Annotated in this window: 23 protein-coding genes and 1 pseudogene; 18 read left to right on the top strand and 6 right to left on the bottom strand. The window is 69.0% G+C overall.

Annotated features, from left to right (window positions below):
* Nucleotides 1-71 precede the first annotated feature (71 nt).
* Nucleotides 72-587, bottom strand: a complete 516-nt coding sequence (locus M878_RS68560; protein ID WP_023547944.1) for a helix-turn-helix domain-containing protein — start codon at nt 585-587, stop codon at nt 72-74.
* Between the two features lie 300 nt (nt 588-887).
* Here M878_RS68560 and M878_RS68555 point away from each other — a divergent pair, with 300 nt between their 5' ends.
* The 5 genes from M878_RS68555 (at nt 888) to M878_RS68535 (ending at nt 6,712) form a co-directional block, all read left to right on the top strand.
* Nucleotides 888-2,165, top strand: a complete 1,278-nt coding sequence (locus M878_RS68555; protein ID WP_023547943.1) for a DUF3631 domain-containing protein — start codon at nt 888-890, stop codon at nt 2,163-2,165.
* A 208-nt stretch (nt 2,166-2,373) separates the two neighbouring features.
* Nucleotides 2,374-3,258: a DUF2637 domain-containing protein gene (locus M878_RS68550; RefSeq protein ID WP_023547942.1), complete on the top strand. Its 885-nt coding sequence runs from the start codon at nt 2,374-2,376 to the stop codon at nt 3,256-3,258.
* A 167-nt stretch (nt 3,259-3,425) separates the two neighbouring features.
* A complete protein-coding gene (locus M878_RS68545) occupies nt 3,426-3,998 on the top strand; it encodes a MobC family plasmid mobilization relaxosome protein (RefSeq protein WP_023547941.1) in 573 nt (190 codons plus the stop codon).
* Nucleotides 3,995-5,710, top strand: a complete 1,716-nt coding sequence (locus M878_RS68540; protein ID WP_023547940.1) for a relaxase/mobilization nuclease domain-containing protein — start codon at nt 3,995-3,997, stop codon at nt 5,708-5,710. The genes M878_RS68545 and M878_RS68540 overlap by 4 nt, the downstream gene beginning before the upstream one ends.
* A gap of 132 nt (nt 5,711-5,842) precedes the next feature.
* Entirely contained in the window at nt 5,843-6,712 is an 870-nt protein-coding gene (locus tag M878_RS68535; protein WP_158692709.1) for a ParB/RepB/Spo0J family partition protein, read from the top strand.
* Between the two features lie 67 nt (nt 6,713-6,779).
* On the opposite strand, the gene M878_RS68530 is transcribed toward M878_RS68535, so the two are convergent.
* The gene (locus tag M878_RS68530) at nt 6,780-7,277 is read right to left on the bottom strand and encodes a P-loop nucleotide/nucleoside kinase family protein (protein ID WP_051430262.1); all 498 of its coding nucleotides are present in this window, start codon (nt 7,275-7,277) and stop codon (nt 6,780-6,782) included.
* Nucleotides 7,278-7,295: 18 nt separating this feature from the next.
* Here M878_RS68530 and M878_RS68525 point away from each other — a divergent pair, with 18 nt between their 5' ends.
* Together M878_RS68525 and M878_RS68520 are read left to right on the top strand one after the other, a co-directional pair.
* A complete protein-coding gene (locus M878_RS68525; RefSeq protein WP_023547937.1) occupies nt 7,296-8,279 on the top strand; it encodes a helix-turn-helix domain-containing protein in 984 nt (327 codons plus the stop codon).
* Complete coding sequence (locus tag M878_RS68520) at nt 8,272-8,835, top strand: peptide deformylase (protein WP_031225250.1); 564 nt, start codon at nt 8,272-8,274, stop codon at nt 8,833-8,835. The genes M878_RS68525 and M878_RS68520 overlap by 8 nt, the downstream gene beginning before the upstream one ends.
* 59 nt (nt 8,836-8,894) lie before the next feature.
* Here the strand turns inward: M878_RS68520 and M878_RS68515 are convergent, their stop codons facing one another.
* Nucleotides 8,895-10,802: a PLP-dependent aminotransferase family protein gene (locus tag M878_RS68515; protein ID WP_023547935.1), complete on the bottom strand. Its 1,908-nt coding sequence runs from the start codon at nt 10,800-10,802 to the stop codon at nt 8,895-8,897.
* 490 nt (nt 10,803-11,292) lie between these two features.
* Here M878_RS68515 and M878_RS97560 point away from each other — a divergent pair, with 490 nt between their 5' ends.
* A complete protein-coding gene (locus M878_RS97560; protein WP_023547934.1) occupies nt 11,293-11,751 on the top strand; it encodes an SET domain-containing protein-lysine N-methyltransferase in 459 nt (152 codons plus the stop codon).
* Between the two features lie 7 nt (nt 11,752-11,758).
* On the opposite strand, the gene M878_RS68510 is transcribed toward M878_RS97560, so the two are convergent.
* Complete coding sequence (locus M878_RS68510) at nt 11,759-12,352, bottom strand: GNAT family N-acetyltransferase (protein ID WP_023547933.1); 594 nt, start codon at nt 12,350-12,352, stop codon at nt 11,759-11,761.
* Between the two features lie 177 nt (nt 12,353-12,529).
* On the opposite strand from M878_RS68510, the gene M878_RS000000101045 reads away from it, so the two are divergent.
* Nucleotides 12,530-12,658 (top strand): hypothetical protein, encoded by a 129-nt coding sequence (locus M878_RS000000101045; protein WP_280923665.1) that lies wholly within the window; start codon nt 12,530-12,532, stop codon nt 12,656-12,658.
* Between the two features lie 67 nt (nt 12,659-12,725).
* The gene (locus tag M878_RS68505; protein WP_158692708.1) at nt 12,726-13,787 is read left to right on the top strand and encodes a PLAT/LH2 domain-containing protein; all 1,062 of its coding nucleotides are present in this window, start codon (nt 12,726-12,728) and stop codon (nt 13,785-13,787) included.
* A 537-nt stretch (nt 13,788-14,324) separates the two neighbouring features.
* Here M878_RS68505 and M878_RS68500 read toward each other — a convergent pair.
* Together M878_RS68500 and M878_RS98395 are read right to left on the bottom strand one after the other, a co-directional pair.
* The gene (locus tag M878_RS68500) at nt 14,325-16,022 is read right to left on the bottom strand and encodes a thiol-activated cytolysin family protein (RefSeq protein ID WP_158692707.1); all 1,698 of its coding nucleotides are present in this window, start codon (nt 16,020-16,022) and stop codon (nt 14,325-14,327) included.
* 921 nt (nt 16,023-16,943) lie between these two features.
* Entirely contained in the window at nt 16,944-17,102 is a 159-nt protein-coding gene (locus M878_RS98395) for a hypothetical protein (protein ID WP_167345784.1), read from the bottom strand.
* Nucleotides 17,103-17,131: 29 nt separating this feature from the next.
* Here M878_RS98395 and M878_RS96475 point away from each other — a divergent pair.
* The 8 genes and pseudogenes from M878_RS96475 to M878_RS68455 all read left to right on the top strand — a co-directional run.
* Nucleotides 17,132-17,287: pseudogene (locus M878_RS96475) on the top strand (DUF3151 family protein); the annotation flags it as partial.
* A 162-nt stretch (nt 17,288-17,449) separates the two neighbouring features.
* Nucleotides 17,450-18,334 carry a tryptophan 2,3-dioxygenase family protein gene (locus M878_RS68490; protein WP_023547929.1) on the top strand — a complete coding sequence of 295 codons (885 nt, stop codon included), beginning with the start codon at nt 17,450-17,452 and terminating at the stop codon, nt 18,332-18,334.
* Entirely contained in the window at nt 18,327-19,559 is a 1,233-nt protein-coding gene (kynU, locus tag M878_RS68485) for a kynureninase (protein ID WP_023547928.1), read from the top strand. Before M878_RS68490 ends, kynU begins: the two co-directional genes overlap by 8 nt.
* 216 nt (nt 19,560-19,775) lie before the next feature.
* Entirely contained in the window at nt 19,776-20,747 is a 972-nt protein-coding gene (locus M878_RS68480) for an alpha/beta hydrolase family protein (protein ID WP_023547927.1), read from the top strand.
* Between the two features lie 779 nt (nt 20,748-21,526).
* A complete protein-coding gene (locus M878_RS99980) occupies nt 21,527-22,528 on the top strand; it encodes an alpha/beta hydrolase (RefSeq protein WP_245238132.1) in 1,002 nt (333 codons plus the stop codon).
* Nucleotides 22,529-22,718: 190 nt separating this feature from the next.
* A complete protein-coding gene (locus M878_RS68465; protein ID WP_245238400.1) occupies nt 22,719-23,831 on the top strand; it encodes an acyltransferase family protein in 1,113 nt (370 codons plus the stop codon).
* Nucleotides 23,832-23,844: 13 nt separating this feature from the next.
* A complete protein-coding gene (locus M878_RS68460) occupies nt 23,845-25,329 on the top strand; it encodes a sensor histidine kinase (protein WP_023547923.1) in 1,485 nt (494 codons plus the stop codon).
* Between the two features lie 65 nt (nt 25,330-25,394).
* Nucleotides 25,395-26,075 carry a response regulator gene (locus M878_RS68455; RefSeq protein WP_023547922.1) on the top strand — a complete coding sequence of 227 codons (681 nt, stop codon included), beginning with the start codon at nt 25,395-25,397 and terminating at the stop codon, nt 26,073-26,075.
* The last annotated feature ends 112 nt before the right edge of the window (nt 26,076-26,187 follow it).

Here is a 26,187-nt window from a genome sequence, read left to right as displayed (position 1 = left end):
ATCGCTAGGGATGAAGGTGAAGCTCCCGCGCTGGGGGTTTGCGGGCCCAGGGCGGGAGTGGGAGCCGGGGGCTATGCCTTGCCGGCGGGGGTGTCGTCCGGGTGCTCGCCTGGGGGCGGTCCGTACGTCTCCAGTAGGTGCTTCGTGGACGCCTCGGCGATGGCGTTGGAGACCATGACGTCAGCTTCCTCGCGGATGTCGGGGTGCTCGGTGAGATAGGCGTCGAGGGCGTCGCGCGCTCTGGTGAAGGCGGCGTTGGCGCGCTGGGTCCCGCGGAACGCGTCGACGACCTCGTCGATCAGTTCCATGGCGCGGGCCTTGGCGGCGAGCTGCGGGGGGCCGACGAGGTTGCGCAGGTCGATGCCGAAGACCTCGGCGAAGCCGATGGCCTCGTCGAGGTTGATGCGGCGCTTGCCGTTCTCGATGCGCCAGACCGCGGACGGGTTCATCTCGAAGCCGGCCTCGTTGAGCCGGTCGGACAGGGCGTTGGTGCTCCAGCCGCGTGCCTCGCGTTCCACCTTGATGCGGATCGCGACGTTCGCTTCGCCGCTGAGCAGGACGCCCTCGGGCGGGTCTTCGTCCGCCACAGGCGCCTCCTTCCGTTCGTAGCAGTCCACTGCACTCTGCAGCGACTCTAAAACAGTAGCATCGCTTCTGCGAGATGCAAAACACTTCTGCGATCGGCAGCGCTCGTGGTACGCTTGTAGTCCCACCCCACCAGCCTCAGGAGTTCCCGCGACCCACCCCACGTAGTGCCCCGTGCAAAAAGCCCCCGGCTGTCACCGGGGGCCAAGCGCAAACCTCTCAACCGCCATCCCTAGCGATCGACCCGTGGAGCCGGGATTGCCGTCCCATATGGCCCGCGAGCAGAGGAGCTGGTACCCAGTATGACCGACGCCCAGCCGAATACGCCATCCCTTCCCGACGACACCACCATGTTGCGGCCCCCAGCCCACATACCCGGCCAACTGGCCATCTCCGCCGCACCGCCCGCAGACGCGGACCCCAGCGACGCTCACCCGGCCACACCGGTGCCCGAGGGAGCGCAGATCCTGGCCGACCTGCGGGCGCAGATCAAGCGCTACGTGGCGATGCCGAGCGAAGAGGCCCTCACGGCGGTGACGCTGTGGGTCGCGGCGACGCATCTGCAGCGTGCCTGGCAGCACGCGCCGCGCCTTGCGGTGGTCGCTCCGGAGAAGCGGTGCGGCAAGTCCCGACTGCTGGATGTGGTGACCGAGACGGTGCGCAACCGCCTGATCACGGTCAACGCCAGCGCGGCGGCGATCTTCCGTTCGATCACCGACGAGGACCCGCCCACGCTTCTGGTCGACGAGGCCGACACCCTCTTCGGCACCGCGAAGGCGGCGGAGAAGAACGAGGACCTGCGCGGTCTGCTCAACGCCGGGCACCAGCGCAACCGGCCCACGCTGCGAGTGTCGGGACCCGAGCACGCGGTGCAGGAGTTCCCCACCTTCGCCATGGCCGCACTCGCCGGCATCGGTGACCTGCCCGGCACGATCATGGACCGGTCGGTGGTCATCCGGATGCGGCGCCGCGCGGATGGGGAGAAGGTGGCGTCCTTCCGCACCGGCCGGGACACCCCCGACCTGCACGCGATACGCGACCGGCTCGCCGCCTGGCTCACGCCTCTGCGCGCACAGGCGATGGAGATGGAGCCGGCCATGCCGGTCGAGGACCGGGCAGCGGACACCTGGGAACCCCTGGTCACCATCGCCGACCTCGCCGGAGGCGAATGGCCCACGCTCGCCCGCACCGCCTGCCGCACCATGACCGACTACGAGGCCGGTCAGGATGAGGAGGGCGGTCTGCGCACCCGCCTTCTGGTCGGCATCCGCCGGGCCTTCGCCGCTGTCGGCGATCCGGCCGTGCTGGGCACGAAGCACCTGCTGGAGTCCCTCAACGCGGACAAGGAAGCGCCGTGGGCGGACTACGGCGCCAACGGCCTGACCGCGCGCGGCCTGCAGGTGCTGCTCAAGCCCTACGGCATCGGCTCGGCCAACCGCCGCTTCCCCGATGGCACCCAGGCCAAGGGTTTCGCGCGCAACCAGTTCCTCGACACCTGGGCGCGCTACTGCCCCGAGCCGAAACCTCTGGCCGAGTCCGCCCAGTCGGTGGCCGAGCCGCTGCCCGGCACCGCAGCCTGACCCGACTCCACTCGTCGCACTCGTCCCCGCGCAGGTCAGCGCGGGGACGAGTGAACGGCCCGCAACGAGTCGTCTCGACATCACCACTTCTCTCGTACCTGCCCTGACCAGGCATGCAACGAGTGGTACGAGTCACCGCACCTCACGGCGGCCGCGCCGAACCCCCTGCCGCGTGGCCGTCGGCCAACCTCACTTGGAGTGCCCCCGCTTGACCTCCCGCACCGCCACCACGCCCTCCGACATACCGGGCGCCAAAACGATCCGCGTGGGCATAGCGATGCTCGCCGTGTTCGCCTTCGTCCTCTCCTACGACGCCCTTCGTCAGATGGCCGTCGCCACCCACATCCGCGGACTGCTCACCTACGCCTTCCCGCTCGTGATCGACGGCTTCATCGGCATCGGCATCGGCGCCCAGCTCATGCTGCGCAGCGCCCCACCGCGCTCACGGCGGTACGTAGGGACACTCGTCGCTCTGGCCACCGGAGTGAGCATCTGGGCCAACGCCCTGCACGCCGTCCGCCTCAACCAGCAGACCCTCCCGGTCAGCGGCCTCCGGCTCGGCGACCTCACCGTCGGCGCGCTGTCCGCCCTCGCCCCGCTCGCGCTGGCCGGCGCCGTCCACCTCTACCTCGTCATCCGCCGCCACTCCGCCGCCCGCCCCCAGGAGGCGGTGGAGCTGACCACTGCCGACGTGGCTGACATCCCCACCGACGTGGCGCGAGATGTTGCCGACGTGGCCTCAGGCGCCACCAAAGTGGCGGAGGTCCCGGCGCCGTCCACCACAGCCAAGGCCCACACGCCTGGCGAGGTCTCCGCTGAACGGCTCGCTCTCGCCCGCACCGCGCCACTGGGACGAGGCGGCCGCGCCTCACGCCGCCACATCGAGAGCACCTTCCGCGCCAGGGACCTCACCATCGGCCGGAAGGAGGCGGACCAGCTGAAGGACATCATCCAGGCCGAACTCGACGACGCAGCCCTAGTCGCCGCCCGGCTGTCCACAGCTGTGGGCGAAGCGCCGACCGCCCCCACTCCCGCAGACCTTCCACCACGGTCTGCCCGTCTCGCTCGCCCCCTTTCGGAGAACCTCTCGTGACGCACGACCCTCGCTGCCCCGACCACACGTCTGACGAGTCGTTGCCGTTGGCGAAGTCCCGTAGGCTGCTGGGAGGTTTGCGGCGTGCGTTCGGACGCGCTCCTGGCGGAGCCAGTAGTACCCCGAGTCCGACTCCAGGCCGGTCTTCGGGGGTCTCCGCCCCGGGGGTGGCGGAGACGGCCCGGCGCCAGGGGGCGCCAGGCCAGGAGGCCGGGGCCGAGGGCGGCCCCGACGCGGACCAACTCCACGCCGTCCAGCGCGAGATCCTGCGCCCCGTACGCGAAGACGCTGCCACCGCTGGCGAGCCCACCGTGAAGAGCGTCCAGCCGGCGATCCGCCGCTTCACCGGCGAGAAGCGTGATGCACGCGTCGGTCCCCTGCGGTTCCTCGATGAGGAGCGTGCCCATCTCCGGGGCGTCGCCGCCGAGCACGGCTACAAGGGCGACTCCGGGTTCGCCGCGGACGTGGTCCTCGCCTTCATCACCGGACGGTTCACCGCGAACCTGCCGCTGTCCGAGGACCGCCGCCGCACCCACCACTTCCGCGCCCAGGTCCTGCGCGAGCTCAACCGGATCGGCGTCAACGTCAACCAGATCGCCCGCGCCCTCAACAGCGACCTCACCCCGCCCGACCTCCGCCAACGCCTGGCCGAACTCCAGCAGCTGCTGGAGCTGATCGCCGAGGCCCTGTGCCAGCCCGTCGAGCCGGCCGTGCAGGAAGAAGAGGAGCTGTCCGCGTGATCGCCGCCATCAAGCCCGCCGGGTCCAACACCCGCGGCCTGCTCGCCTACCTCTACGGCCCCGGACGCCAGGACGAGCACCTCGACCCGCACATCGTCGCCGCCTTCGCGATGCTCGGCATGCCCGACCCCGGCCGCGACGAGAACGCCACCCTCACCCAGCTCGCCCGCCACCTCGATGCGCCCGTTCAGCTTCGGAACAGTGAGTTCGGCAAGAAGGTGACCGACCACGTCTGGCACTGTCCCGTCCGTGCCGCTCCCGAGGACCGCTACCTCTCCGATGCCGAGTGGGGCGAGATCGCCCGGCGCATCGTCGAAGCCGCGGGCATCGCCCCCGCGGGCGACGACCTGGCCTGCCGCTGGATCGCCGTACGCCACGCCGACGACCACATCCACATCCTCGCCACCACCGTCCGCGAAGACGGCCGCCGCCCCAAACTCCACGACAGCGGCATACGCGTCGGCGACGCCTGCCGCCAGATCGAGAAGGACTACGGGCTCAGGCAGTTGAAGAAGGGCGACCGCACCGCGGCCCGCCCGCCCTCCCAGGCCGAGATGCACAAGGCCGAACGACTCGGCTGGGAGCAGCCCAGCCGGGCATGGCTCCAGGACCGCATCCGCGCCGCCATCCCCCACGCGACCAACGCCGAGGAACTCCTCGCCTACCTCGAAGCCGACGGCATCGCGGTCAAACCGCGCCGCGGACCGTCAGGCGACCTCCTCGGCTACGCCGTCGGCCGCCCCGGAGACCTCAACAAGAACGGGGAACAGATCTTCCACCCCGGCGGAAAGATCGCCCCCGACCTCACCCTGCCCAAGCTGCAGGCCCGCCTCGAAGCCGGCCGGCCCGAAGAACACCCCACTGCCCGCCGCAACCGCCCCACCACCGTCTGGCACCAGGCCACCGACGCCCTCGACACCCTCCACGCTGATCTCGCCGACGACGCCCACGCTCAGGCTCACGTCACCGCGTTCGGCGAGTTGCTTGAAGCCACCGCCCAGAAGGCACCCGTTCGTCTGAAGGCCGAACTGCGTGCGGCCTCGAAGGCGTTCGCCCGAGCCGAGCGTTCCCAGATCCGGGCGGAAGATCGTGCTGCCCATGCGCTGCGCCTCGCTGCCCGGGACATCGCCCACACGGCCACCGGCCCGGACGGCAGCGCGCTCGCCGCGCTGCTCGCCGCCCTGGTGTGGGCCACGATCGTCGCTGCCCGCTGGCACGAAGCGAAGGACCACGCCCACCAGGCCGAAGCTGCCCGTCGGGCGGTGCAGCACCTCCAAGCCGCAGCAGACCGTGCACTCGCCCCGATGCTCGGTGAACTCTCAGCCCGCCCGCCCAGGGAGGCAGCCCGTCGGGCTCTGGTCAGTGACGTACGGGCAGCCGTCCCCGACCACGCCGAGCGGATCCTCGCCGACCCCGCGTGGCCCGCGCTCGCCACCGTCCTCGCCGACGCCGAAGCCCGCGGCCACCCACCCCACCAACTGCTCAGGGAAGCCGCTGCCCAGCGGGAACTGACCACTGCCCGCCAGCCCGCCCGTGTCCTGATCAGCCGCATCCAGCACACCGGCCGCAACCCGGCACCCAACCGCCGCGCCGAAGCCGCCCGCCGACGCTCGACACTCGCGGGCTCCATCCCTGCCCAGGAAAGCCGTACTCCTCAGCCCGCAACGGTGACGGCGACACCCACAGGCCAGCAGCACGGGCAGCGCCGATAGACCCCTCTCAGCTGCAACTGCAGCCCAGTACCGGCCTCTACAAGGCCACAGACCCCAGCAAGGTGCCGCTAGCACCCCATCCGAAGAAGGAGCCCCGCCCTGAAGATCCACCCCACCGCCAACGTGTTCCCGATGTTCAGCGAGGACGAGCTGCACGACCTCGCCGAGTCCATCAAGGCCGAGGGCCAGCACGAACCGATCGTCCTCGATGCCGACGGCGTCCTCCTCGACGGCCGCAACCGTCTCGCCGCCTGCGAGATCGCCGGCGTCCAGCCCCGCTTCACCACCTACACCGGCGACGACCCTATGGGGATGATCCTCTCCCTCAACGTGTACCGCCGGAACATCAGCAAAGGCCAGCAGGCCATGATCGTCGCGATGGCCCGTCTCTTTTCGGAACACTCCCTGCGGGACCACGCCAAGCTCCACGGCCTCAGCCTGACCCGCATCTCCAACGCGGTCACGGTCCTCAAGCACTCCCGCCACATCGCCGAACAGGTCCGCACCGGCACCCTCAGCCTTGACGCCGCCTACAGCACCGTCCGCGAGCACAAGGCCCGCTCGGCCGCTCTCCAGGCCCAGCATGACCGCCTGCGTGAGCACGCTCCCGACCTCGCCGAACAGGTCACCGAGGGCCTGATCACCCTCGATGACGCCACGGCGGCACTCGACGAGCGGCAGGAAGAGGAACGACTCCGAAAGCACGTGGGCGACGCCGACGCCCTCCGGCTCGCCGACGGAGACACCGCACCGCCCCTCGCCCAGCTCGTCGAGCAAGGACACCTCACCTGGCACCAGGCCCACCAGGATGCCGAACAGTTCCGCGCCGACCGGCAGGACGCCATCCACCGAGCACGGCAGGCCCTCCAGCTGATCGCCGAGAACTGGGCCGCCGTCCAGGACCTCGCCGCCCGATCGGGCACCGCCTACGCGCGGGACATCCTCGACGGCCTCGCACCCGAAGCCCGCTCCCTCGCCCAGAGCCTGACCACTCTGGCCTGACACAGCACATCCCCTCAGGGCCGGAGCCAAGAAGGCCGGCCCTGAGGGGACGAGTGCCGTAGGACGCTCAGCTCTGCCGATCTGTGGTGAGGGTGGTCAGCAGGCTGTCGACACTGCCGGTGTAGACGATCACTTCCTCGTCCTCGGCCGGGACGTCGAAGCGGGCGAAGAAGTCGTCGAGGGCTTCAGGGGTGACAGTGAGGGCGTTGGCGTCTTCGCGCTGGTTGCGCTCTGCCAGGCGCCGCAGCAGCTCGTTGCGGTCGGCGGGGAGGTAGACGACCAGGGGACAGCCGCCCGCCTCGCGGGCGGCCTGCCGCCAAGCGTCGCGCTCGCTGCGGCGCCACAGCCCGTGATCCAGGACGACGTCGTTGCCGGCGCTGAGTTCCTTGACGAACCTCTGGCGAACCGCGTCGATCACGGGCTGTTCGCGCTCGAAGTAGGTGTGCTCCGGGTAGTCCACGCCGTAGCGGCCGTGGAGGCGGTGTACCTCCTCGTCCACGGACAGCCGGGTGAAGCCGCGTGCGGCCAGGGCCTGGGCGACGGTGGTCTTCCCGGAGCCGGTCAGACGCGGGGCGGGGCTTCGATGGACGCGCAGGGCGAGGAGATCACCGTCGAGCAGGCGGCCGAGGACTTCGCGGCCGAGCTGGCACGCTGGCGGGAAGTGCGCGGCATGTCCAAGCGGGCACTCGCGCAGGCCATGGGATTCGACCCGTCCTACGTCAGCCACATGGAATCCGGCCGCCACAAACCCAGCGAGGATTTCGCCCGCCTCGCCGACGACGCCCTGAACGCCGGCAAGGCGATCTGGCGGCGGTGGTGCGACTACGAGCAGGCGAGAGCCCGCGAGACACGGGGCAAGCGTCCGTCGGCTGCCCCGCCGCCACGCAGGCCCGAGCAGCCGTACGCCACCGGCTCCGCCCTCGTCGTCGAACACGACGCAGCCTGCCTGAAATACGACGGCCGCAACTACCGGCTCACCATGCGCCGCCTGCTGCGGAACACCGGCAGCGAGCCGGTGACCCGCTACCTGATCCGCATCAGCGTCGACCGCTACCCCGGCGACCCCGAGCGGTCCAACGCCCACTACCGGGCCCATCCCCTGACCTGGGACGAACTGGCCCTCACCGCTACCTGCCGGGGCGAGGCGATGCGCTGGCAGGCCAAACACGACCGCGACGCCTTCAAGGAAGTCTGGCTGCTGTTCGACAACGAACACGGCCGCTTCCCGCTCTACCCCGGCGAATCCGTATGGATCGAGTACGCCTACACCGTCGGCGACGACAAGTGGGGCAACTGGTTCCAGCGAGCCGTCCGCCTGCCCACCGAACAACTCGAAGTCCAGCTCGTCTTCCCCGCCAGCCTCGACCCCGTCGTATGGGGCACCGAGACCTCGATGACCGCCGAAGCCTCCCCGCTGCGCACCCCGCCCGTCCGCAGCGACGAGGCCGGACTACGGCACTTCACATGGATCACGACCACACCCGCGCTACACGCTCGGTACCGTCTGGAATGGCGATTCCGGGCACGGCCCGACGGCAAAGCAGATCAAGGGAGTTCAGGTGACTGACGTGCGGCCCAGCCAGCGCATGCGAGACCTCGGCGTCGTCCAGCACGGCGCCGGCATCCTCACCGAACCGGCCCGCGCATTCGACCTGCCCGCCGAGCGTGACGAAGCCGAACGCATCGTGGACGAACTCTTCGCCGCCATCGAACGCATCGGCCAGGTACACCCCTTCGCCAAAGGCATGGGCATCGCCGCCCCGCAGATCGGCATCGCCCGCGCCGCCGCCGTCGTCCTGCCTCCCGACGACGCCCCGGCCGTCATCCTGCTCAACCCCCGGATCACCAACCGTTCCGGGGAGATGGACGAGCAGTACGAGGGCTGCCTCAGCTTCTTCGACGTACGCGGCCTCGTCCCTCGCCCGCTGAAGATCACGGTGCAGGCCACCGTCCTGACTGGCGAGACCACGACGACCGAATACGAACGCGGTCTCGCCCGCCTCATCCACCACGAAATCGACCACCTCGACGGCTTGCTGTACACCGCTCGCATGCGGAACGGAGTCGACCCCATTCCAGTGGAGGAGTACCGGCAGACAGGTAGGGCCTGGGCGTACGAGTAGGTCCTACCGACGGACCGTTCTGCGTTCAAAGATCTTCGACAACGGCGGCTGAGCCGGGGCTACTGGAAGGCCACGTTGGTGATCGGTACGCGTGCGAGGGGGCGTACGTTGTCCGCGAGTTGTGTGGCGGGCATGGCTGCCAGGGCGGCTGAGGTGTCCACTTCCGGCAACGGGGAGATGCCTTCCTCAGCCAGGTCCTTGATGAGGGCCTTGATCTTCTTCTCCGTCACCGAGCTCATCACGAAGACGTGGGCGTAACTGCGCCAGCTCTCCTTCTTCTTGGGTTCCTCCGGGTTCATGAGCACGTCCTCGCAGGACAGTGACCACTTGGCGACCAGAGCCTCACTGGGCTTACGGAACCGGACGGTGAGGGCACCGGGGCTGCGGGCGGGCCACAGGTCGAGACCGTGAGTCTTCTTGAGGTCCTGCAACTGCCGCAGCAGCAGTTCGGCGAGACGCTGCGCCTCCTTGATCTTGTTGATCTGGTCCTCGTACGAGTGTCTGGCCAGGTGGTCCCAGAGCACCAGTGGCGAGAAGCCGTTGCGCGATCCGGCGAATGTGGTGTCCGGGGCGCCGATGTACTGCGGCTTCGCGGGCGGCTCCAGCTGATACTTGACCTTGGTCATGTAGATGCCGCAGGGCCACGGGGCGCCCGGCCACTTGTGACCGCTCATCGCGATCGACGCGACCATGTCCATCTGCACGCCCTTGGGACTGATCGCCGTCAGCCCGAAGTCGAATTCGGGCAGCTCCACCTCCGGCGTCCAGTCGAAGACGCCCGGCTGCTGGTAAGCCATCCGCATGAACGGCACGTAGGCCGCGCCGAGAGCGCCGTCGACGTGGATCCAGAAGCCCCGGCGGATGTCCTTGATCGGCTCGCCCGTGACCGCGTTCTTACCGAAGACGAGTTCACGCCGGAGCAGGTGGCGCTCCTCGAAGATCGGCAGCAGCTTCTCGCACACCGCCCGGACGTCGTCGTGGGCGCCCTTGAACGTACTGCCGAGGTTGAGGCTGACCAGGATCGGATGGCCCCGCTCGGCGAAGAAGTCGACCAGCGTGGCCAGCGCCTCGATGTCGATCTGGCCGGTCCCGTCCCAGGACCTCTGCGAGGGGCCGGCCAGGGAGGGGACGTCCTTCGGCCACGGCAGCCTCTTGCCGTCCTTGTCCGTGAGCGGGCACTGGTCCTTGTAGAGATCCTGGGCGACGGCATAGAACGTGTCGACGTTCAGCACGCGCACGGCCTTGGCGAACGAGTAGTGGGTGTCCTCGGAGTAGAAGGCGACCGGGCGGAACATGGTGGGCTTGTCCGGTGCGATGGCCTGCACCCACTCCAGGCCGGCGGCACCACCGACCGCACCGGCGGCGGCACCGGCCAAAGTGGCCTCATCAGGATTGAGCAGCGCCTTGCCGCTGAGGTAGTCACGCGCGTTCCACAGCGCGTACATGTTGCCCTCGGTCGACCCCATGGAGAGCATGTAGCCCCAGTACGACTCCGGGTCCTGCGGGTCATGCGGCCACTGGGCGTTCCACAGCGCGGCGTAGTAGTCGAGCACCGCCCGCTCGGCGACCTTGGTGTTCGGCTTGTAGCCGCCCGAGCGGAACGGATCGCCGACGTTGTTGACGTGGTCCTCCATGAACCTGCTGAGGTCCGCGGGGTAGCCGTTCATGTCCTGGGTGACCTGGTAGCCGAGCATGTGGTTCCGCTTGTCCGCGAGATACAGCTCCATCGAACAGATCGCCTTGCGGCGCTGGGCATCGGTCAGCCCGCAGGGCGACAGCTCGAACTCACCCGCCTCCAGACCGGGCTCGGCCGGGTACGTGGTACGGGGATCCTTCGTGGGATGACTGACCGGTCCTCTGTGCCCATCGGCCAGTCCCTGGGACTTGACCAACTCCTCCCAGGTCTCACCGTTCGGGCCGAAGGGGAACTGGGGCAGCTGCTGCGGAGAGGACGTCACTTCTGTCATGAGGGGACTCCCTGCCGGCGCCGGGCATGGGCCGACGCAGTGTGTTGGACACCAGGCATCGGTACCGCGTGCAGAGGGCGGGGAATCGTACGAACGACCGACAGGCGCAAGGGGTTCACCGCACCGGCCCAGCCGCCTCACCCGCAACCGGCGATCTTCCCGGAAACCCCAGCGCGGGACCGGCCCGATCAGCTGCCGTGTCTCATCCGGCAGATCGCTAGGGTACGGCCGGCGCCCGCCCACGCTCTCCGGCGGACCGCCCCCCTGGCCGGACTGGGTGTTCATGCAGTCCGCGCGCCCGGCGCCACGTCCGGAGGCGTATCTGCCTCGCCACCACTGCGCTGCGGATGCACCAGGGGTGTGGAGGGGCTTGTTCAGGTGTCACCTGGTCGGCTGGCCCCTGTCGCGGTGGAAGCGGAACCGTAGGACTCTTCCCTCAGTTGCGGCGACGCCACTCCGCAGCACCACCGCAAAGGAGTCTTGGACCGGCATGGTGGCTGTGCGGATCGTTGACCAACCCGGAACCGGCCTCGGCCTGGTCACCGAGGTTGCCCTCAGGGAAGGCGATGTGGTGGCCTCGATCTGTGGGGCTGAGTACCGTTCCCACCCCACTCGCACCTCCATCCAGATCGCCGATGACCGGCACATGGACGGCCTGCAGGTCGTGGCCTACCTCAACCATTCCTGTGATCCGGGCACCTACGTCGACGTCAGGGCTCTGACCGTCATCGCGGCCCGGAATCTGGTCCCCGGGGACGCGCTGACCTTCTTCTATCCCTCCACAGAATGGGCCATGGCCTGCCCTTTCGTCTGCGCGTGCGCGAGTGACGGATGCCTGGGCCGTGTCCACGGAGCTCAGAGGGTGCCAACAGCCGTACTCAGCCGCTATCGCCTCAGCGCACACATCCGGGAGCTGGTCACCGTCAGAGACGCTGCCGCGGCGCCCTGACGACCGGTCACCGGTCACCGGTCAGACGCAGCAGCAGGCCGGGGCAGTGACAGGGCCGACCACACTGGGAGCAGTCTGCCTCGCCGGTCGTCGTTGCCCGTACCCAGTAGTCGTGCAGAACGGCGACTGGCTGCCAGCCGAAAGCCTTCAGTACGCCTTCGCTGCGGTCCGGTTCACTGTGCAGCCAGGAGATCGTGTACGCCTCGGTGCATCGTTGTCGCAACCATTGCGTGCACTGTGCGGTGAGGGCGCTGCCGACGCCACGTCGGCGCATCGAGGCGGCCACGGCCAGGGTGCCCAGACGTCCGATCCGTCGGCCGTCGACCGAAGGTGGGGTGGCGGCAAGGGCGCTGGCCGGCATGGGAGCGACGAGTTCCCCGTAACTGTCGTCATCCAGCACGCAGGCAGTAGCCGCGCCCACCACAGCCGATTGCGTCCCTGAGCGAGCTGCCAGGAAGAGCAGCGTCCCGTCGTGGAGACCTTGGAGTGCCTGGTCGACGATGAGCGCGCCGCGCCCCACGACCGCCTCGAACAAGGTGATGGCCTCCGTCACGACTCGCCGGTCGTGGGGTCCGAGTTCGGCAACGGTCCAGTCCGTCATGGCTGACAGTGCTCCTCTCCGTGCGCCGCTCGGATTGGTGGAGGTGCGCGGTCCACGGCTCGAAGAAATTGGACGCCGAGCCGCAGTCGGCCTCCTCCTCAGCTGTGTCACATCCTCGTCGTGCCGGTCACCATGTCATGAGTCGGCAGCGGCACCGAGCCGCGGCACACCGAAGGCATGCACGCCAAGCTGAAACGGCTGATCGACCGCGGCATCCTCACCGAATGCGAACCCGGACTGTTCACCCTCACCCAGCCGGCACCGGACGCCCATCACCCGAATAGCCTAATTCGACTGTTGAGGTGACGAGCCCTGACGGAGGGTGGTTATGGCGTAAATGTCCGTCGAACGCGTGAGCAAGGAGTGTGCCGCCATGACCGTCAAAGTGATCCGCGCAAAAGGCTCCGACGTCTGCCCGTCCGGCTCCTACGCCCTGTACGAGCACCCCAACTGCAATGGCTCCGTCGAAGGGCGGGTCGTGATCGCGGACGAGTCGATAGCGAAGAACTTCGGCGAGATCGGCGATCGCGGCTTCAGTGACACGGCCACCTGCGTGGTGAACAAGACCAAGCGCACCCTGGAGTTGTTCCAGCATCCCGACCTCAAAGGCGAATGCCTCAAGGTGCCACCGGGTGGCCCCTACGACCTGAGGGAGCTCAAGAACGAGCGCGGTGCATGCCTGAACGACGACGTGTCCTCCACGCGCATCGGCGACGTTCCGTCTCAGGGGCTGATCAACCAGTTCCGGAACTCTGGCTACCAGGTCTTCGGCGGCAAGGTCGACAAGGAAACGGGTAACGCCGAGGGCGCTTCCGGTATGTTCGGCGCTTTCGCGAACGTCGGCTACGTGGCCACCGGTGGCAAGATCGCCGGCAAGGATCAGCAAGCCGAACAGGTGGCCGCCGCAGAGAAAGCGGCAGCAGCAAAGGCGGCGGCGAGGGAGGTCCTGTACGAGGTCCGCATCATCACCGCGAAAGACGACTGGGCCGGCACCGACGCCGACGTGTTCTGTCAGTTCGCCAGAGGCGACCGAAAGTCGGGATGGACGAAGCTGGACAAGCCTAACTACAACGACTTCGAGAAGGGCGACGACGACACGTACTCCGTCTACGCACCAGGCGACTTCGGCGACCCCAAGCACATCGAGTTCAAAGTCGAGAACAAAGACGACATGTGGCTACTCCAGTGGGTCACCGTGAAGCCCTGGGGCCACGGGTCCAGAGGGCCCGTCTGGCACTGCCCGCTGCTCAACGACACCAAGGTCTGGATGCACACGAAGAATCTGGCCCCGGGTGAGGGAGCAGGTGGCCTTACCGTCGGGGCTCAAGTGAGCCTCTTCCTCGCGCCAGGCGAGTCGGCTGTGAAGGGCGAACCCAACCCGGACGCGGAAAGGTACGGGCGCGCGGTGGTGGGAGCCTGGAAGCACCCTGGCTGAGCCAGCGCCTCCACCTCCAGTGCGAGCAGCAAGGCGGCGAGGGGCACCCCTGCCCATCGCCGCCCTGCAACGGCCGGAGGATCGTGCCCTGCGGATCGCAAGACGATCGTCCGCACCCCTGTTCCGGCTCCCTGCACCGGATTGAGTCAGTGCCAGGGCAGCACTGGCAGACGATCGGCGGCGCGATGACGGCGACGTTGACGGCAACGACGGCACCCAGACACCGATGATCACGAACGCCAGCGATCAGTTCGGCAGTAGATCGAGCACCCTCACAACACGCTGCTCAATTCTACGGATCACAAGGCCAGGGTCGCTGAAGCGGCAAGCGGGTGACGGCTGAGTGCCCCTACGTGTGCTGAGTGACACTCAGCTGCCTGAGGTCCTCGGGGCCTCGGACGAGCCGGCCGTACGCACACAGCGCCCTCCGCTGGGGTCGATAGGGGAGAGCGCTGTGGTTCCAGTCGTTACGAGCGTACTGGGGTGCTGCCACTGTGGGCACCGGCAGCCGCGCCCTCGCGACAGTTGGAGCGCGAGTCAGAACGTGAGCCTTACGCGGAAAGTCACATTATATGTCCGTCTCTTCATTACGTCCACGACGGCGAACTTGTAGGCTTCGACTCCGCCACCCTCGAGGTGTTTATCAGTGGGCTGGACCGTGACACTGAACCGTACATCGCCCGGACCCTCGCAGGCGATCTCGATTCGCTTGTTGCTCATCTGGAAATCCCATTCCCAGCCCTCCCCTTCTGGGTACTGCGTTCCTCCAGGGCCCAGAGTGCCGGTGATCTTCTTACTCTTGTGGGTCAGAGCGATCGGTCCGATGGTGCCGTCGTTGACCGACATGGCCATGGGCTCGAACCGAATGACGGTTTTGTCGAGCGGTACTCGCTTGATGGTGGTGTAGTTGGCGACTTCTCCCAGTCGTGCCACGTCCCCAGTCAGCAGCGACTTCAGGGTGTAGGACATGGGGACGAAGTCGGCCAGCTTCGGCGGCTTCTCGAAGTATTCGCCAAGCGCCCCTTTCTTGATCATTTCCATGATGGACTTCTGGTCGCCACCCCGAGTGATGATCTCCAGTCGTGACTCGTTGAGGATCTTCTTGTACTCAGCCTCCAACTTTCCCTTCCCTTCGCCTTTTAGCCCCTTATAGGCGAACTCGAGGGCGGCTTTGGCCTTCGTGATCTCCGCTTTAGTGATGAACGCGAACAAGAGTGAACGACCGTAGGAGACTTCTGAGATGTATAGCGGCGGGTTTTTGCGTCCGATGCGTCCGATGTCTTCGAGTTCCTTGACGTCCCCCCAAGTCAGCTTGTCGGTGAACCATTTCCTCGGGCTGCTCTTGCCGTCACAGCTGATGGAGAAGGCCCCCTGGAGGAAGCAAGCCAAGATCGTCTTCTCGTCTCTACTCTTCTCCAGCTTGGTGTTCCCTCTGCCGCTGAAGCCCATGTAGCTGGCAGAGACATCCACCTCCAGGAGCGCTGACTCGACCGAAGACGCCTCGACCATTTTGTAGTACATGGAGCCGGAGACGCCTTTTTGGTCTCGGATCATTTTGGCGATGGCTTCTTGAGCCGCGGACGCGGAAGGATTTTCGAGCCGCGCTCTGGGTTCTGGTACAGCGGCACTGCAACTGATGTTGATCGGCGTCCGCTCTTCGATGACCAGCTCGGATAGGGCGCCCTCGGAAGCGGGTCCGCCTTGGATGAGGGCACCCGGCCACAACACGTCAGCGTTCGGGTTCCTGAGCACGAGGTTCTTGGGTGTTTTGCTGAACTGGTGATCCTGGCTGGTCACCCTGTACCACTTGCCCCCGTCCTGTTCCTTGGTGACCCTCGGGCTGCCGACAGGGTTCCTGGACGGGGTCTTGATCTGTCTGGCTACCTTTTCCCAAGTGAGCAGGCTGCGTACGTATTCGGTCATGTTCGCCGGCTCCTTCGGATTCCGGCCGGTGCCGAGCACGAGGGCGGCGATCGGTGTCGACCCCGACAAGGCGATCAGCTGGAAGTCGGCCGTCTCAACCGGTCCATCTCCGTCTGCTGGAACGGGGACAACTGTCGATGTCTCGCCCCCGTCCACCACGACCGGTTCATATTCGTCCTCCCAGCCGATACGGGAGATCTCGTAGCGGTCCGCATCTTCCACCGGCAGCCATGCCAGCCGTGCCGATCCGTTTTCGAGCACTGCGGTGCAGGTTTCCGTCCGGGAATTCTCCCCGGCAGTTGACTTGGCCATGCGGTAACTCCCTGGGTTCGTCGAACGAGCTGGCATGTCTGCAAGACACACTTTGGGGCTGAGGTAACGGTCGTTCCTCGGTTGGCAGCGCACTCAGGGTTGTGCAGCGCACGGCGCAATGAGATCCCAGTCCGTGTGTAGCGGTACCTGAGGGCTGGCAATTGAACTACACCTTGCCGACGGAATATGCCAGCAATGTCATCCGAATGCCCGTATCGGATGCTTTCCGGAAGAAATGTTTCTGCGTGGTCCGTCGTTTCGCCGTGCTGCGACGCTCTAATGGTGATCCTTGCCTGGCGGTCGGTGGTCAGCGGCGGCACCAGGGCCTCGCCGAGAAGCGTCCAGGATGTCCTTGAGGCTCTGCTCCAGTTCCGACCCAAGCGCGCCCTGAGGGCTGCTCACGACGACGCCGCACGTGCAGCGCGCGTAACCGCAGGTAGGCCAGGACCGTCTCGCTCCTGCCAAAACAGACAGACCGCTGGCGGCCTCTCGGGGGGCCACATGACCAGAACGCATTCAGCACACATGGGGCCGGGAAACCCCGTGAACACGTGAGAACTACGGAGGGGTGTTTTCCCAGGCCGGACACCCCACTACCGACGTTTCCGCAGGTCACAGCCCCGCCCAGGGAAAACTCCTAAAGCGGGTGTCGCAGGTTCGAATCCTGCCGCAGGTATCCGGCGCCCGGCGGAGGGGTCCACTTGAAGGGTGAAGCGTGCGGATGCGTGCGAAACCTGTGAGGCAGCACCAGGAGTGAACGCGCTGGTCAGCAGCATCTTCTGCGTGAGCGATGCGTGAGCGGACGGTGCGGCACAACCCGTCACGCGACGGATCGGCACTCACGGCGCACATGCTCTGACCAGGTGGTTCCGGACGTGGAAGCAGCGTCCGGAACCACCCGCCATGCCATGGCCAGGACTTTTAATCCATCCCTTGTGGGTGAGTCTCGCCTGTCGGGGGCTTGTCGCTCGCCCACTCCGTGGAGCAGATCCTGGCAAGATCCACCACCCATTCCAGGTCCCGCTCCGGCAGCTGAGCCGCGAGGTCGTCAAGCCACTCCTGCTCGGTCATACCGTCCATCCACTCCTGCTCTCCCGGCACATCTTCCGCCATTCCCCTGGGAGCACGAGCCGAACCGCGGCTTCCTGCGCGCCCTGCACGCCCTCGCCCGCGCCGCGCAGGTGATCGGCGAGCAGGAGGAGTACGAGCGCTGCGCGCAGTTCCTGAGGGACTCCTCACCGACGGCAGCCCAGACCCTGGGCTGACCGCGGGCTGACCCCTACGGGAGTTCCGGTGTGGCCCGTCTGGCAGCAGACGGGCCTTGCCGTATCCGGTGGGATTGCGGAGGATTCCGCTTGGGGACCGGGGCCCCCGTGCCGGAATCGGCAGGGGCGGACCGCTACCCGGAGTAACAACAGGAGACAGCGATGTCCCAACAGGCTCAACCCCCTCTCCAGGCCGCTGAGCCCGAGGCCCCGCATCTCGCACAGAACCCCGACGGCACGCTCGACCCGAACCTCGACTTCGCGGGTACGACGCCGTACGAGGACTACGTCAGAGCGGATGTGCTCACCCACCTCCAGCACACCCTCTCCGACGACCCCGGAGAGATGGTCTTCCTGGTCACCACTCAGGTCATGGAACTGTGGTTCACCGTGATCGTGCACGAGTGGGAGACCGCCGCGAACGCCCTCCGCTCGGACGACGTCCCGACCGCCGTCGCCGCCCTCAAGCGCTCCGTACGGGAACTGGAGGCCCTGAACGCCTCCTGGAAGCCGCTCGGCCAGCTCACCCCCGCCCAGTTCAACTCCTACCGCTCCGCCCTCGGCGAGGGCTCCGGCTTCCAGTCGGCGATGTACCGCCGGATGGAGTTCCTGCTCGGCGAGAAGTCCGCGTCCATGCTCGTCCCGCACCGCGGCGCCCCGCGCGCCCACGCGGAACTGGAGAAGGCGCTGCACGAGCCGAGCCTGTACGACGAGGTCGTCCACCTCCTCGCGCGCCGTGGCCACGCGATCCCCGAGTCCGTCCTGAACCGGGACGTCTCCCAGCGCTACGACGCCGACGACGCCGTCGAGGCAGCCTGGACCGCGATCTACTCCGCCGACCAGGACGGCGAACTCGCCCGTCTGGGCGAGGCGTTGACCGACGTCGCCGAACTGGTCTGGCGCTGGCGCAACGACCACCTGGTCGCCACCCGGCGCGCGATGGGCGCCAAGGCCGGCACGGGCGGCTCGGCCGGCGTGGCCTGGCTGGAGAAGCGCGCCCGCAAGAACGTGTTCCCGGAGCTGTGGACGGCGAGGTCCCATGTCTGAACTGGCGCTGCAGGCAGAGAAGCTGGACGCGGCGGACGACCTGGCCCCGCTCAGGAACCGCTTCGTCCTCGACGACGTTGTCTACCTGGACGGCAACTCGCTCGGCGCGCTCCCCGCCCACGTTCCCGACCGCGTGGCCGACGTGGTGCGCCGCCAGTGGGGCGAACTGCGCATCCGCTCCTGGGACGAGAGCGGCTGGTGGACCGCGCCCGAGCGGATCGGCGACCGGATCGCCCCACTGGTCGGCGCGGCGGCCGGACAGATCGTCGTGGGCGACTCCACAAGTGTCAACGTTTTCAAGGCACTTGTGGCGGCGGTACGGATGTCGGACGAGACCCGGACCAAGACCCGGACCAAGACCCGGACCAAGACCCGGACCAAGACCCGGACCGAGATCCTGGTCGATGCGACGACCTTCCCCACAGACGGCTACATCGCCGAGTCGGCGGCCCGTATGACCGGCCGCACCCTGCGCGCGGTGACGCCGGAGGAGGTTCCGGCCGCCCTGAGCGACCGTACGGCGGCCGTACTGCTGAACCACGTCGACTACCGCACCGGCCGCCTGCACGACCTGCCGTCCCTGACGGCCGCGATCCACGAGGCCGGAGCTCTGTCCGTCTGGGACCTGTGCCACAGCGCGGGCGCGCTGGAGGTGGGCCTGGACGAGCACGGGGTCGACCTGGCGGTCGGCTGCACCTACAAGTACCTGAACGGCGGCCCGGGTTCACCGGCGTACCTGTACGTCCGCAGGGACCTGCAACCCCGCTTCGACTCGCCCCTGCCCGGCTGGAACTCCCACACCGACCCCTTCGGCATGAGCCCGTCCTACACCCCCGCACCGGGCGCCCTGCGCGGCCGCGTGGGCACCCCGGACATCCTCTCCATGCTGGCCCTGGAGGCGGCGCTGGAGATCTGGGACGACGTCTCGATCTCCACCGTCCGCACCAAGTCCCTCGCCCTGACGGACTTCTTCCTGCGCTGCGTGCGGGCGTACACCGAGCCGGGCCGCGTCGAGTCGGTGACCCCCGAGCGCCACGGGGAGCGCGGCAGCCAGATCGCCCTGCGCTGCCCGGACGCCGGCGAGGTGATGCGACGCCTGATCACCCGAGGGGTCGTGGGCGACTTCCGCCACCCTGACATCCTCCGTTTCGGCTTCACCCCGCTGTACGTGACCTTCACCGACACGGAACGAGCGGCCAGGATCCTGAGCGAGGAATTGGCGTAGGGGAGGGGCCGGGGCTGGGGCCGGGGCTGGGGCTGGGGGCCGGACCTCCCCGCCCGGCCCTGGCTCCCTCGCGGAGAACCGTTTATCCCTGACCCTGCGTCACATCCCCATGCCTCCGCACATGACTGGCCTGATACCGTCCCGCCAACGGCGAACGAAAATTCCTCACCTGGTCCGCCACACGCCAAACACGTTCCATCGCTGAGAGGTTGGAGCATGCCGGACGACGCCGCAGCTGCCCGCGCTGCCGCCGAAGAGGAGTCGGCCTTCTCACACCCTTTGTTCGACCCCGACGTCACCTCCACATACGGCGGCCACCCCGACCAGGTGATCGACTTCTACGCCCCCCGAACCGCCCCGGACTCCCTCGCTCCCCTGGTGGTCGTTCTGCATGGCGGCGCCTGGCGGGCCCGCTACGACCGCCGCCACATCACACCGTTCGCGGACTATCTGGCCCGTAGGGGCTTCGCGGTGGCCAACGTCGAGTACCGACGCGGCGGCGCCCCCTTGATCCCCGACCAGAACAGGGGCGACCACGGCAAGGGTGACCAGGACAAGGCCGATCAGCACACGGGCGCGGAAGCCACCCCTCCGGACGCCGAAGCCGGAGCCGAAGCCACGCCTCCGGCCGGCCGCTGGCCAGACACCTTCGACGACGTCGCGGCCGCCCTGGACGCGCTGCCCGCCCTGGTCCGCGAGGCGCTCCCGCAGGCCGACCCGCGCCGTACCGTTCTCACCGGCCACTCCGCCGGCGGTCACCTCGCCCTGTGGGCCGCGGCCCGCCACGTCCTGCCTGCGGACTCCCCCTGGCGCACCGGCCGCCCGGCCCCGCTGCGCGGTGTCGTCGCCCTCGCCCCGATCGCGGACTTCGAGGTGGCGGAGAAGCTGGACGTCTGCGGCCACGCGAGCCTGCAACTCCTGGGCGGCCACGACACGTTCGCCCAGCGCCGCCCCTACGCCGACCCCGTCCTCCTCCTCCCGACGGGCATCGCGACGACACTCGTCCAGGGGCGTACGGACCTGGTGGTACCGCATACGGTGGCCGAGTCGTACGCGGACGCGGCGGCGAAGGCGGGCGAGGTGGTGGGCCTGACGCTGCTGGAGGATGTCGGCCACTTCCCGCTGATCGACCCGGCGGCGGACGCGTGCGCGGTGGTGGCGGAGGAGATCGCCCAACTGGCGTGGTGAAGAGGGCAGTCCGACCCGTACTGCTCGCCCCCGGGTGATACCCGTAGTACCTGAGAGCTACCTCGCAGAACAGCTCCCTGGCGGGACGCCGACGACAGGCCCAGATCCTTAATTTTCCTTCTCAGAGAAGCCCGACGGCCGGGCCATCTGAAAGGACCCCGCCCATGGGCCACCCTCCCACGCCCTCCTCCAGCCCCCGCCACTCACCAGCGAACACAAACCCCCTCACCCCCGAACACCACCAGCTGACGCGCACAGCCCCGGTCTCCGACAACCGCCAGCAGCTGACGCGCACGGCCCCGGTCTCCGGCAACCGCCACCAGCTGACGCGCACGGATTCCCTCCCCAGCGAGCGGCGCCAGCTGACGGTCACGGATCCCCTGTCTTGGGGGCAGCGCGAGTCGAGTGACGCGGGGTCCGTCTCCGGCGACCGATGCGATTCGAGTGCCACAGGGTCTGTCTCCAGCGATCGGATCGAGCCGAGTGACGTCGAGTCCGTCTCCAGCGACCGGCGCGAGCCGATAGGCACGGGGTCGCTGTCTTGGGATCAGCGAGAGCCGATCGGCACGGAGCCGCTGTCTTGGGATCGGCGCGAGCCAAGGGACACGAAGCCCCTCTCCAGCGACCGGCGCGAGCCGATCGGCACGGATCCCCTCCCCTTGCACCGGCGGGAGCCGACAGGAGCTGTTTCCCCCTCCGCGGACCCGCAGCCGCCGGCGGCGCTTTCGCCCCGCGGGGGCCACCCGCACCCGACGACGAAACTGTCACGGGTGGTGCGGGTGGGAAACCACATCCAAATCCCGCCGAAGGCGCCCCACACCACCCGCACTCACAGATGGCGCCGCACCCTACTCGCCGCCTTCCTCACCGCAGCCATCGCCGCCCCCCTCTCCGGCGCAGCACGCCCCCAGATCCCCGCCCCCACCCCCGCAGCGCTCCCCCTGCTCACAGCCACCACCCTCCACACCACCTACGAGGCCAACCGAGCCAACGCCACCCAGGCCGCCCAGATGGCCGCCACCCACGGCGACCCCCACCGCGCCGCCGCCGACCAGGCCCTCGCCGCCCCGTCCCGAAACCTCCTCACCTTCGACGGCCGAGGCACCGGCCAGGCCACGGAGGTCCTCGGCGACCTCGCCCACGCCGGCCACATCGCGGTCCTGGTCCCCGGCTCGGACACCTCCCTGGACACCTACGCCCGCTTCCACCAGGCGGCTGCGGCCCTGTACACGGACCTCACCCACCGCGCACCCCACGGCACCACGGTCGCCGTCATAGCCTGGCTCGGCTACGAACCCCCGGCCACGGTCAGCACCGCGGTCACGACGACCACCCGCGCCGACGAAGCCGCCCCCCACCTGCGCGCCTTCATACGTCACCTGCGCGCCGCGACCCCGCCACAGGCACACATATCCCTGCTCTGCCACTCGTACGGCACGGTGGTCTGCGGCCGCGCCGCCCCCGGCCTGGACGCGGACGACATCGTCCTCGTCGGCAGCCCCGGCACCGGCGCGGACTCGGCCGCGGCCCTGCACACCCACGCCCGGATCTGGGCGGCCCGCGGCAGCGGCGACTGGATCCGGCACGTCCCGCACACCAGCGCGGACCTCTTCGGCACCACCATCGGCTTCGGCACCGACCCGGTCTCCCGCGCCTTCGGCGCCCGGGTCTTCGACGCGGCCGACGCCGACCACAGCGGCTACTTCACCCCGGGCTCGGCCTCCCTCGCCAACCTGGCCCGGATCACCCTCGGCGAGACCTCGGAGGTGACCCGTGCCTGAACAGACAGCAAGCACCCGCCACACCCCTCCGCACGACACCGCGCCCGCCACCTCCACCCCCACCACCCTGCGCCGTACCCGCACCCCCCTCACTTCCCTCACCCCCGCCACCGCACTTCACGCGTTCCACGCCCTCCGCCGAGCCGCCCACCAGGTCGACGCCGCCACGCCCGCATCCCGGGACCGCGAGATCGACGCCCTCCGCGCCCTCGCGATACTCGGTGTCGTCCTCGGCCACTGGCTGGTCACGGCGCTGGTCGCGCAGGACGGCGGTCTGCGCACGGCGAGCCCGCTGCAGCACCTGCCCTGGCTGGCCCCGGTGTCCTGGCTCTTCCAGACGCTGGCCGTGTTCTTCCTGGTGGGCGGCCAGGTGGCGACGCGAAGCCTGGCCTCGGCCCGCAGTAGAGGTGGCACATACGGCTCCTGGCTACGCGCCCGTCTGACCCGCCTCCTCCGCCCGGTGGCCGCGCTGCTCGGTCTGTGGTCGGTGGCGGCCGTGACCCTCCTCCTCACCGGCGCACCCCTGTCCACGATCCACACGCTGCTCAAGCTGGCGCTGTCCCCGCTGTGGTTCCTGCTGGTCTTCGCCGCGCTGACGGCCGCCACCCCCCTGGTCGCGCGCCTCAGCCCCCTCTGGCCGCTCGCCGTCGTCCTCCACGTGGACGTCCTCCGCTTCGGCCTGCACCTCGGCCCGTCCTGGCTCGGCTGGGTGAACGTGGCGGCGGGCTGGCTGGTCCCGTACACCCTGGGCGCCGCCTGGGCCCGGGGCGAGCTGCGCGGCCGCCGCCCGGCCTGGGTCCTGCTGCTCGGCGGTACGGCGGCCACGGCCCTGCTGATCACCTGCGCGGGCTACCCGGTGTCCATGGTCGGCGTCCCCGGCGCGGCGATCTCCAACCTCAACCCGCCGACCCTGGCGGCCGTCACCTTCGGCCTGGCCCAGTGCGGCCTCGCCCTCCTGCTCCGCGACCGCCTGCGCCGCGCGATGGCCCGGCCCCTGGCCTGGGCGGCGACGGCTTTCGTCAACCTCTCCGCGATGACCATCTTCCTGTGGCACCAGACGGCCATGATGGCGACCACGGCGACCGGCCTGCTGGCCGGCCGGCTGCCAGGCCTGCACACCCCACCGGACTCCGTCGCCTGGGTGGGGTCTCGCCTCGCCTGGCTTCCCGTCTTCGCGTTGGCCCTCGCCGTGTGCTGGACGGCGTTCCGGCACCACGAGCAGGGCCCCGCCCGAGCCCGGAACCGAGCGTCGCACGTGGTCCGCCGCCATGTGCCACCGGCGAGGTCCTCGCGCCATGCCTAGAGTTACGTCCGTGATGTCCGCGGACCCCGAGAAGCCGACCGGTCGTCCCGGCTGTCCCGGTGACGCCGGCCGCGCGACCTCACCCGCCTCCCGGACCCCGTCCGAGGCCGAAACCGGAACCGAGACCGAGGCCGAGCCCGCCCTGGCCACCCCTTCCCGTGCCGCCCGCCTCCGCGCCTGGCTGGGTGAGAACCCCTCCCCCCAGGCACCCCCCTTCTCCAAGTACCGCTGGCTGCGTCTCCTCACCTACCTGCTCATCAGCTGGCTGGCCCTCGGCATCGCCCTGGCCGGCGCCGAGGAGCTGTCCAACAGCTACGGCTTCACCCCCGCTGTGGCCTTCCTGAGCACCTTCCTGCAGGCCGGTGCCGTCATCCTGGCTCTGTGGCGCCCGGTTCCGGCCTGGGCCCTGTCCCTGGCGGCCGCCACGGCCACTGCGCTGCTGGCCCGCCAGAACCTGGCCTCTCTCGTGCTGCTGAGCCCCAACTGGCCCTGGCCGGCGCCCATTCTGCTCGCCCACATGGCCGTGTTCCTGCTCCTCGCCCTGCGCGTCCGCCCCCGCGGCACCCTCGCGGCGTTCGCCGTGACCGCTCTGACGACCTACGTCGTCGAAGGAGGCATCGGAGCGCAGAAGTACTCCCCGACGGGCCCCGTCGCCGTCGCTCTGTTCGCCGTCGCCGCCATCATCGGCGCCGCCCTGCGCAGCCGGAGCGAGGCCCGTACCGAACTGGTCCAGCAGGCGACGATCACCGCGGAGGAGCGGGCCCGTCGCACCCTCCTGGAGGAGCGCAGCCGTATCGCCCGGGAGCTGCACGACGTGGTCGCCCACCACATGTCGGTGATCTCCATCCAGGCCCAGGTGGCGCCCCACCTGGTGGAGAATCCCTCGGAGGAGCTGAAGGAGAACCTCGCGGGCATCCGCAACAACGCCCTGGAGGCCCTGACCGAGCTGCGGCGCGTGCTCGGCGTGCTGCGTGCCGAGAGCCCGGACGAACCGGAGGCCGTCGAGGACTCCGCTCGGCTGCCCGCGCCCGGCACCGGCCCGGCCCCCGACGCCCCGCAGCCGAACCTCGCCCGTCTGGACGCCTTGCTGGAGAACACCAGGGCGGCCGGCCTGGACGTGGTGAAGGCCGAGGAGGGGGATGCGCGCGGTTATTCGCCGGGGGTGGAACTGTCCGCGTACCGGATCGTCCAGGAGGCCCTGAGCAACGTCCTGCGGCACGCGCCGGGTGCGAAGGTCCGCGTGGACATCGCCCACCTGCCCAACGGGATATACCTGAGTGTCAGCAACTCCCGTCCCAGCCGTCCGGTGCCACCGTCCCAGGGCAGCGGTCACGGCCTGCTGGGGATGCGGGAGCGCGCGGCGATGCTGGGCGGGCAGGTCGAGGCGAAACCGACCCGGCACGGTGGCTTCCTGGTGACGGCGTTCCTTCCCCGAGGGGGCGCCCCCGAACCGACCGAGCCCGGACCGACCGACCCCGCACCTCCCGCGCTGCCCTGACCCCGGCCCTCGCCCCTTCCGCATCCGACCCGCAAGCCCCAGGCCCCGACAGGAGAACAGACCCCATGACGAGCGGCGCCGGCACCATCCGCGTACTGATCGCCGACGACCAGCAGATGGTCCGGCAGGGCTTCACCGTGCTGCTCAACACCCAGCCCGACATCGAGGTGATCGGGCAGGCGGTGGACGGTCTGGACGCGATCGCCCGGACCGCCGAGCTGGCGCCGGACGTGGTGCTGATGGACATCCGGATGCCCGAACTCGGCGGCATCGAGGCGACCCGCCGGATCACCGTGGAGCATCCCGCCGTGAAGGTGCTGGTGCTGACCACGTTCGACCTGGACGAGTACGTGTACGAGGCGCTGCGGGCCGGGGCCTCCGGCTTTCTGCTCAAGGACGCCTCCGCGGACAAGCTCGCCGAGGCGGTACGGGTCGTGGCCGCGGGCGACGCCCTGCTCGCACCCGGCATCACCCGCCGTCTCATCGCCGAGTTCTCCCGTCTGGACGGCAGCCGCCGGGCCCCGCTCAAGCAGCGCGTCGGCGACCTGACCGAACGGGAGACGGAGGTGCTGGCGCTGATCGCGCAGGGCCTGTCGAACGCGGAGATCGCCGAGCAGCTGGTGGTGGCCGAGCAGACCGTGAAGACGCACGTGGGCCGCATCCTGGTGAAGCTGGGGCTCAGGGACCGTACCCAGGCTGCCGTCTTCGCCTACGAGTCCGGCCTGGTCCGCCCCGGCGGCCGCTGACTCCTCGGTCGCCCCGCGCCCTTGCGGGACGACCCGTAGTACCTGAGAGGGATCCCCGAGGACCCCCCTCCAAGGTGACGACCACGACCCCGCCGCCCGCCTACCGTTTTGT

The organism is Streptomyces roseochromogenus subsp. oscitans DS 12.976, assembly GCF_000497445.1.
Taxonomy (GTDB): domain Bacteria; phylum Actinomycetota; class Actinomycetes; order Streptomycetales; family Streptomycetaceae; genus Streptomyces; species Streptomyces oscitans.
The sequence above is the reverse complement of the archived record's forward strand: the minus strand, read 5'-3'. Positions and strand labels throughout refer to the sequence as shown.

Bases quoted from the DNA above. Each gene is read 5' to 3' on its own strand.
- M878_RS000000101045 (WP_280923665.1), top strand. From the start codon at position 12,530: ATGCACGCCAAGCTGAAACGGCTGATCGACCGCGGCATCCTCACCGAA.
- kynU (WP_023547928.1), top strand. From the start codon at position 18,327: ATGTCTGAACTGGCGCTGCAGGCAGAGAAGCTGGACGCGGCGGACGAC.
- M878_RS68555 (WP_023547943.1), top strand. From the start codon at position 888: ATGACCGACGCCCAGCCGAATACGCCATCCCTTCCCGACGACACCACC.
- M878_RS68505 (WP_158692708.1), top strand. From the start codon at position 12,726: ATGACCGTCAAAGTGATCCGCGCAAAAGGCTCCGACGTCTGCCCGTCC.
- M878_RS68490 (WP_023547929.1), top strand. From the start codon at position 17,450: ATGTCCCAACAGGCTCAACCCCCTCTCCAGGCCGCTGAGCCCGAGGCC.
- M878_RS68510 (WP_023547933.1), bottom strand. From the start codon at position 12,352: ATGACGGACTGGACCGTTGCCGAACTCGGACCCCACGACCGGCGAGTC.
- M878_RS68525 (WP_023547937.1), top strand. From the start codon at position 7,296: ATGGACGCGCAGGGCGAGGAGATCACCGTCGAGCAGGCGGCCGAGGAC.
- M878_RS98395 (WP_167345784.1), bottom strand. From the start codon at position 17,102: ATGGACGGTATGACCGAGCAGGAGTGGCTTGACGACCTCGCGGCTCAG.
- M878_RS68500 (WP_158692707.1), bottom strand. From the start codon at position 16,022: ATGGCCAAGTCAACTGCCGGGGAGAATTCCCGGACGGAAACCTGCACC.
- M878_RS97560 (WP_023547934.1), top strand. From the start codon at position 11,293: ATGGTGGCTGTGCGGATCGTTGACCAACCCGGAACCGGCCTCGGCCTG.
- M878_RS68515 (WP_023547935.1), bottom strand. From the start codon at position 10,802: ATGACAGAAGTGACGTCCTCTCCGCAGCAGCTGCCCCAGTTCCCCTTC.
- M878_RS68535 (WP_158692709.1), top strand. From the start codon at position 5,843: ATGTTCAGCGAGGACGAGCTGCACGACCTCGCCGAGTCCATCAAGGCC.
- M878_RS68455 (WP_023547922.1), top strand. From the start codon at position 25,395: ATGACGAGCGGCGCCGGCACCATCCGCGTACTGATCGCCGACGACCAG.
- M878_RS68460 (WP_023547923.1), top strand. From the start codon at position 23,845: ATGTCCGCGGACCCCGAGAAGCCGACCGGTCGTCCCGGCTGTCCCGGT.
- M878_RS68480 (WP_023547927.1), top strand. From the start codon at position 19,776: ATGCCGGACGACGCCGCAGCTGCCCGCGCTGCCGCCGAAGAGGAGTCG.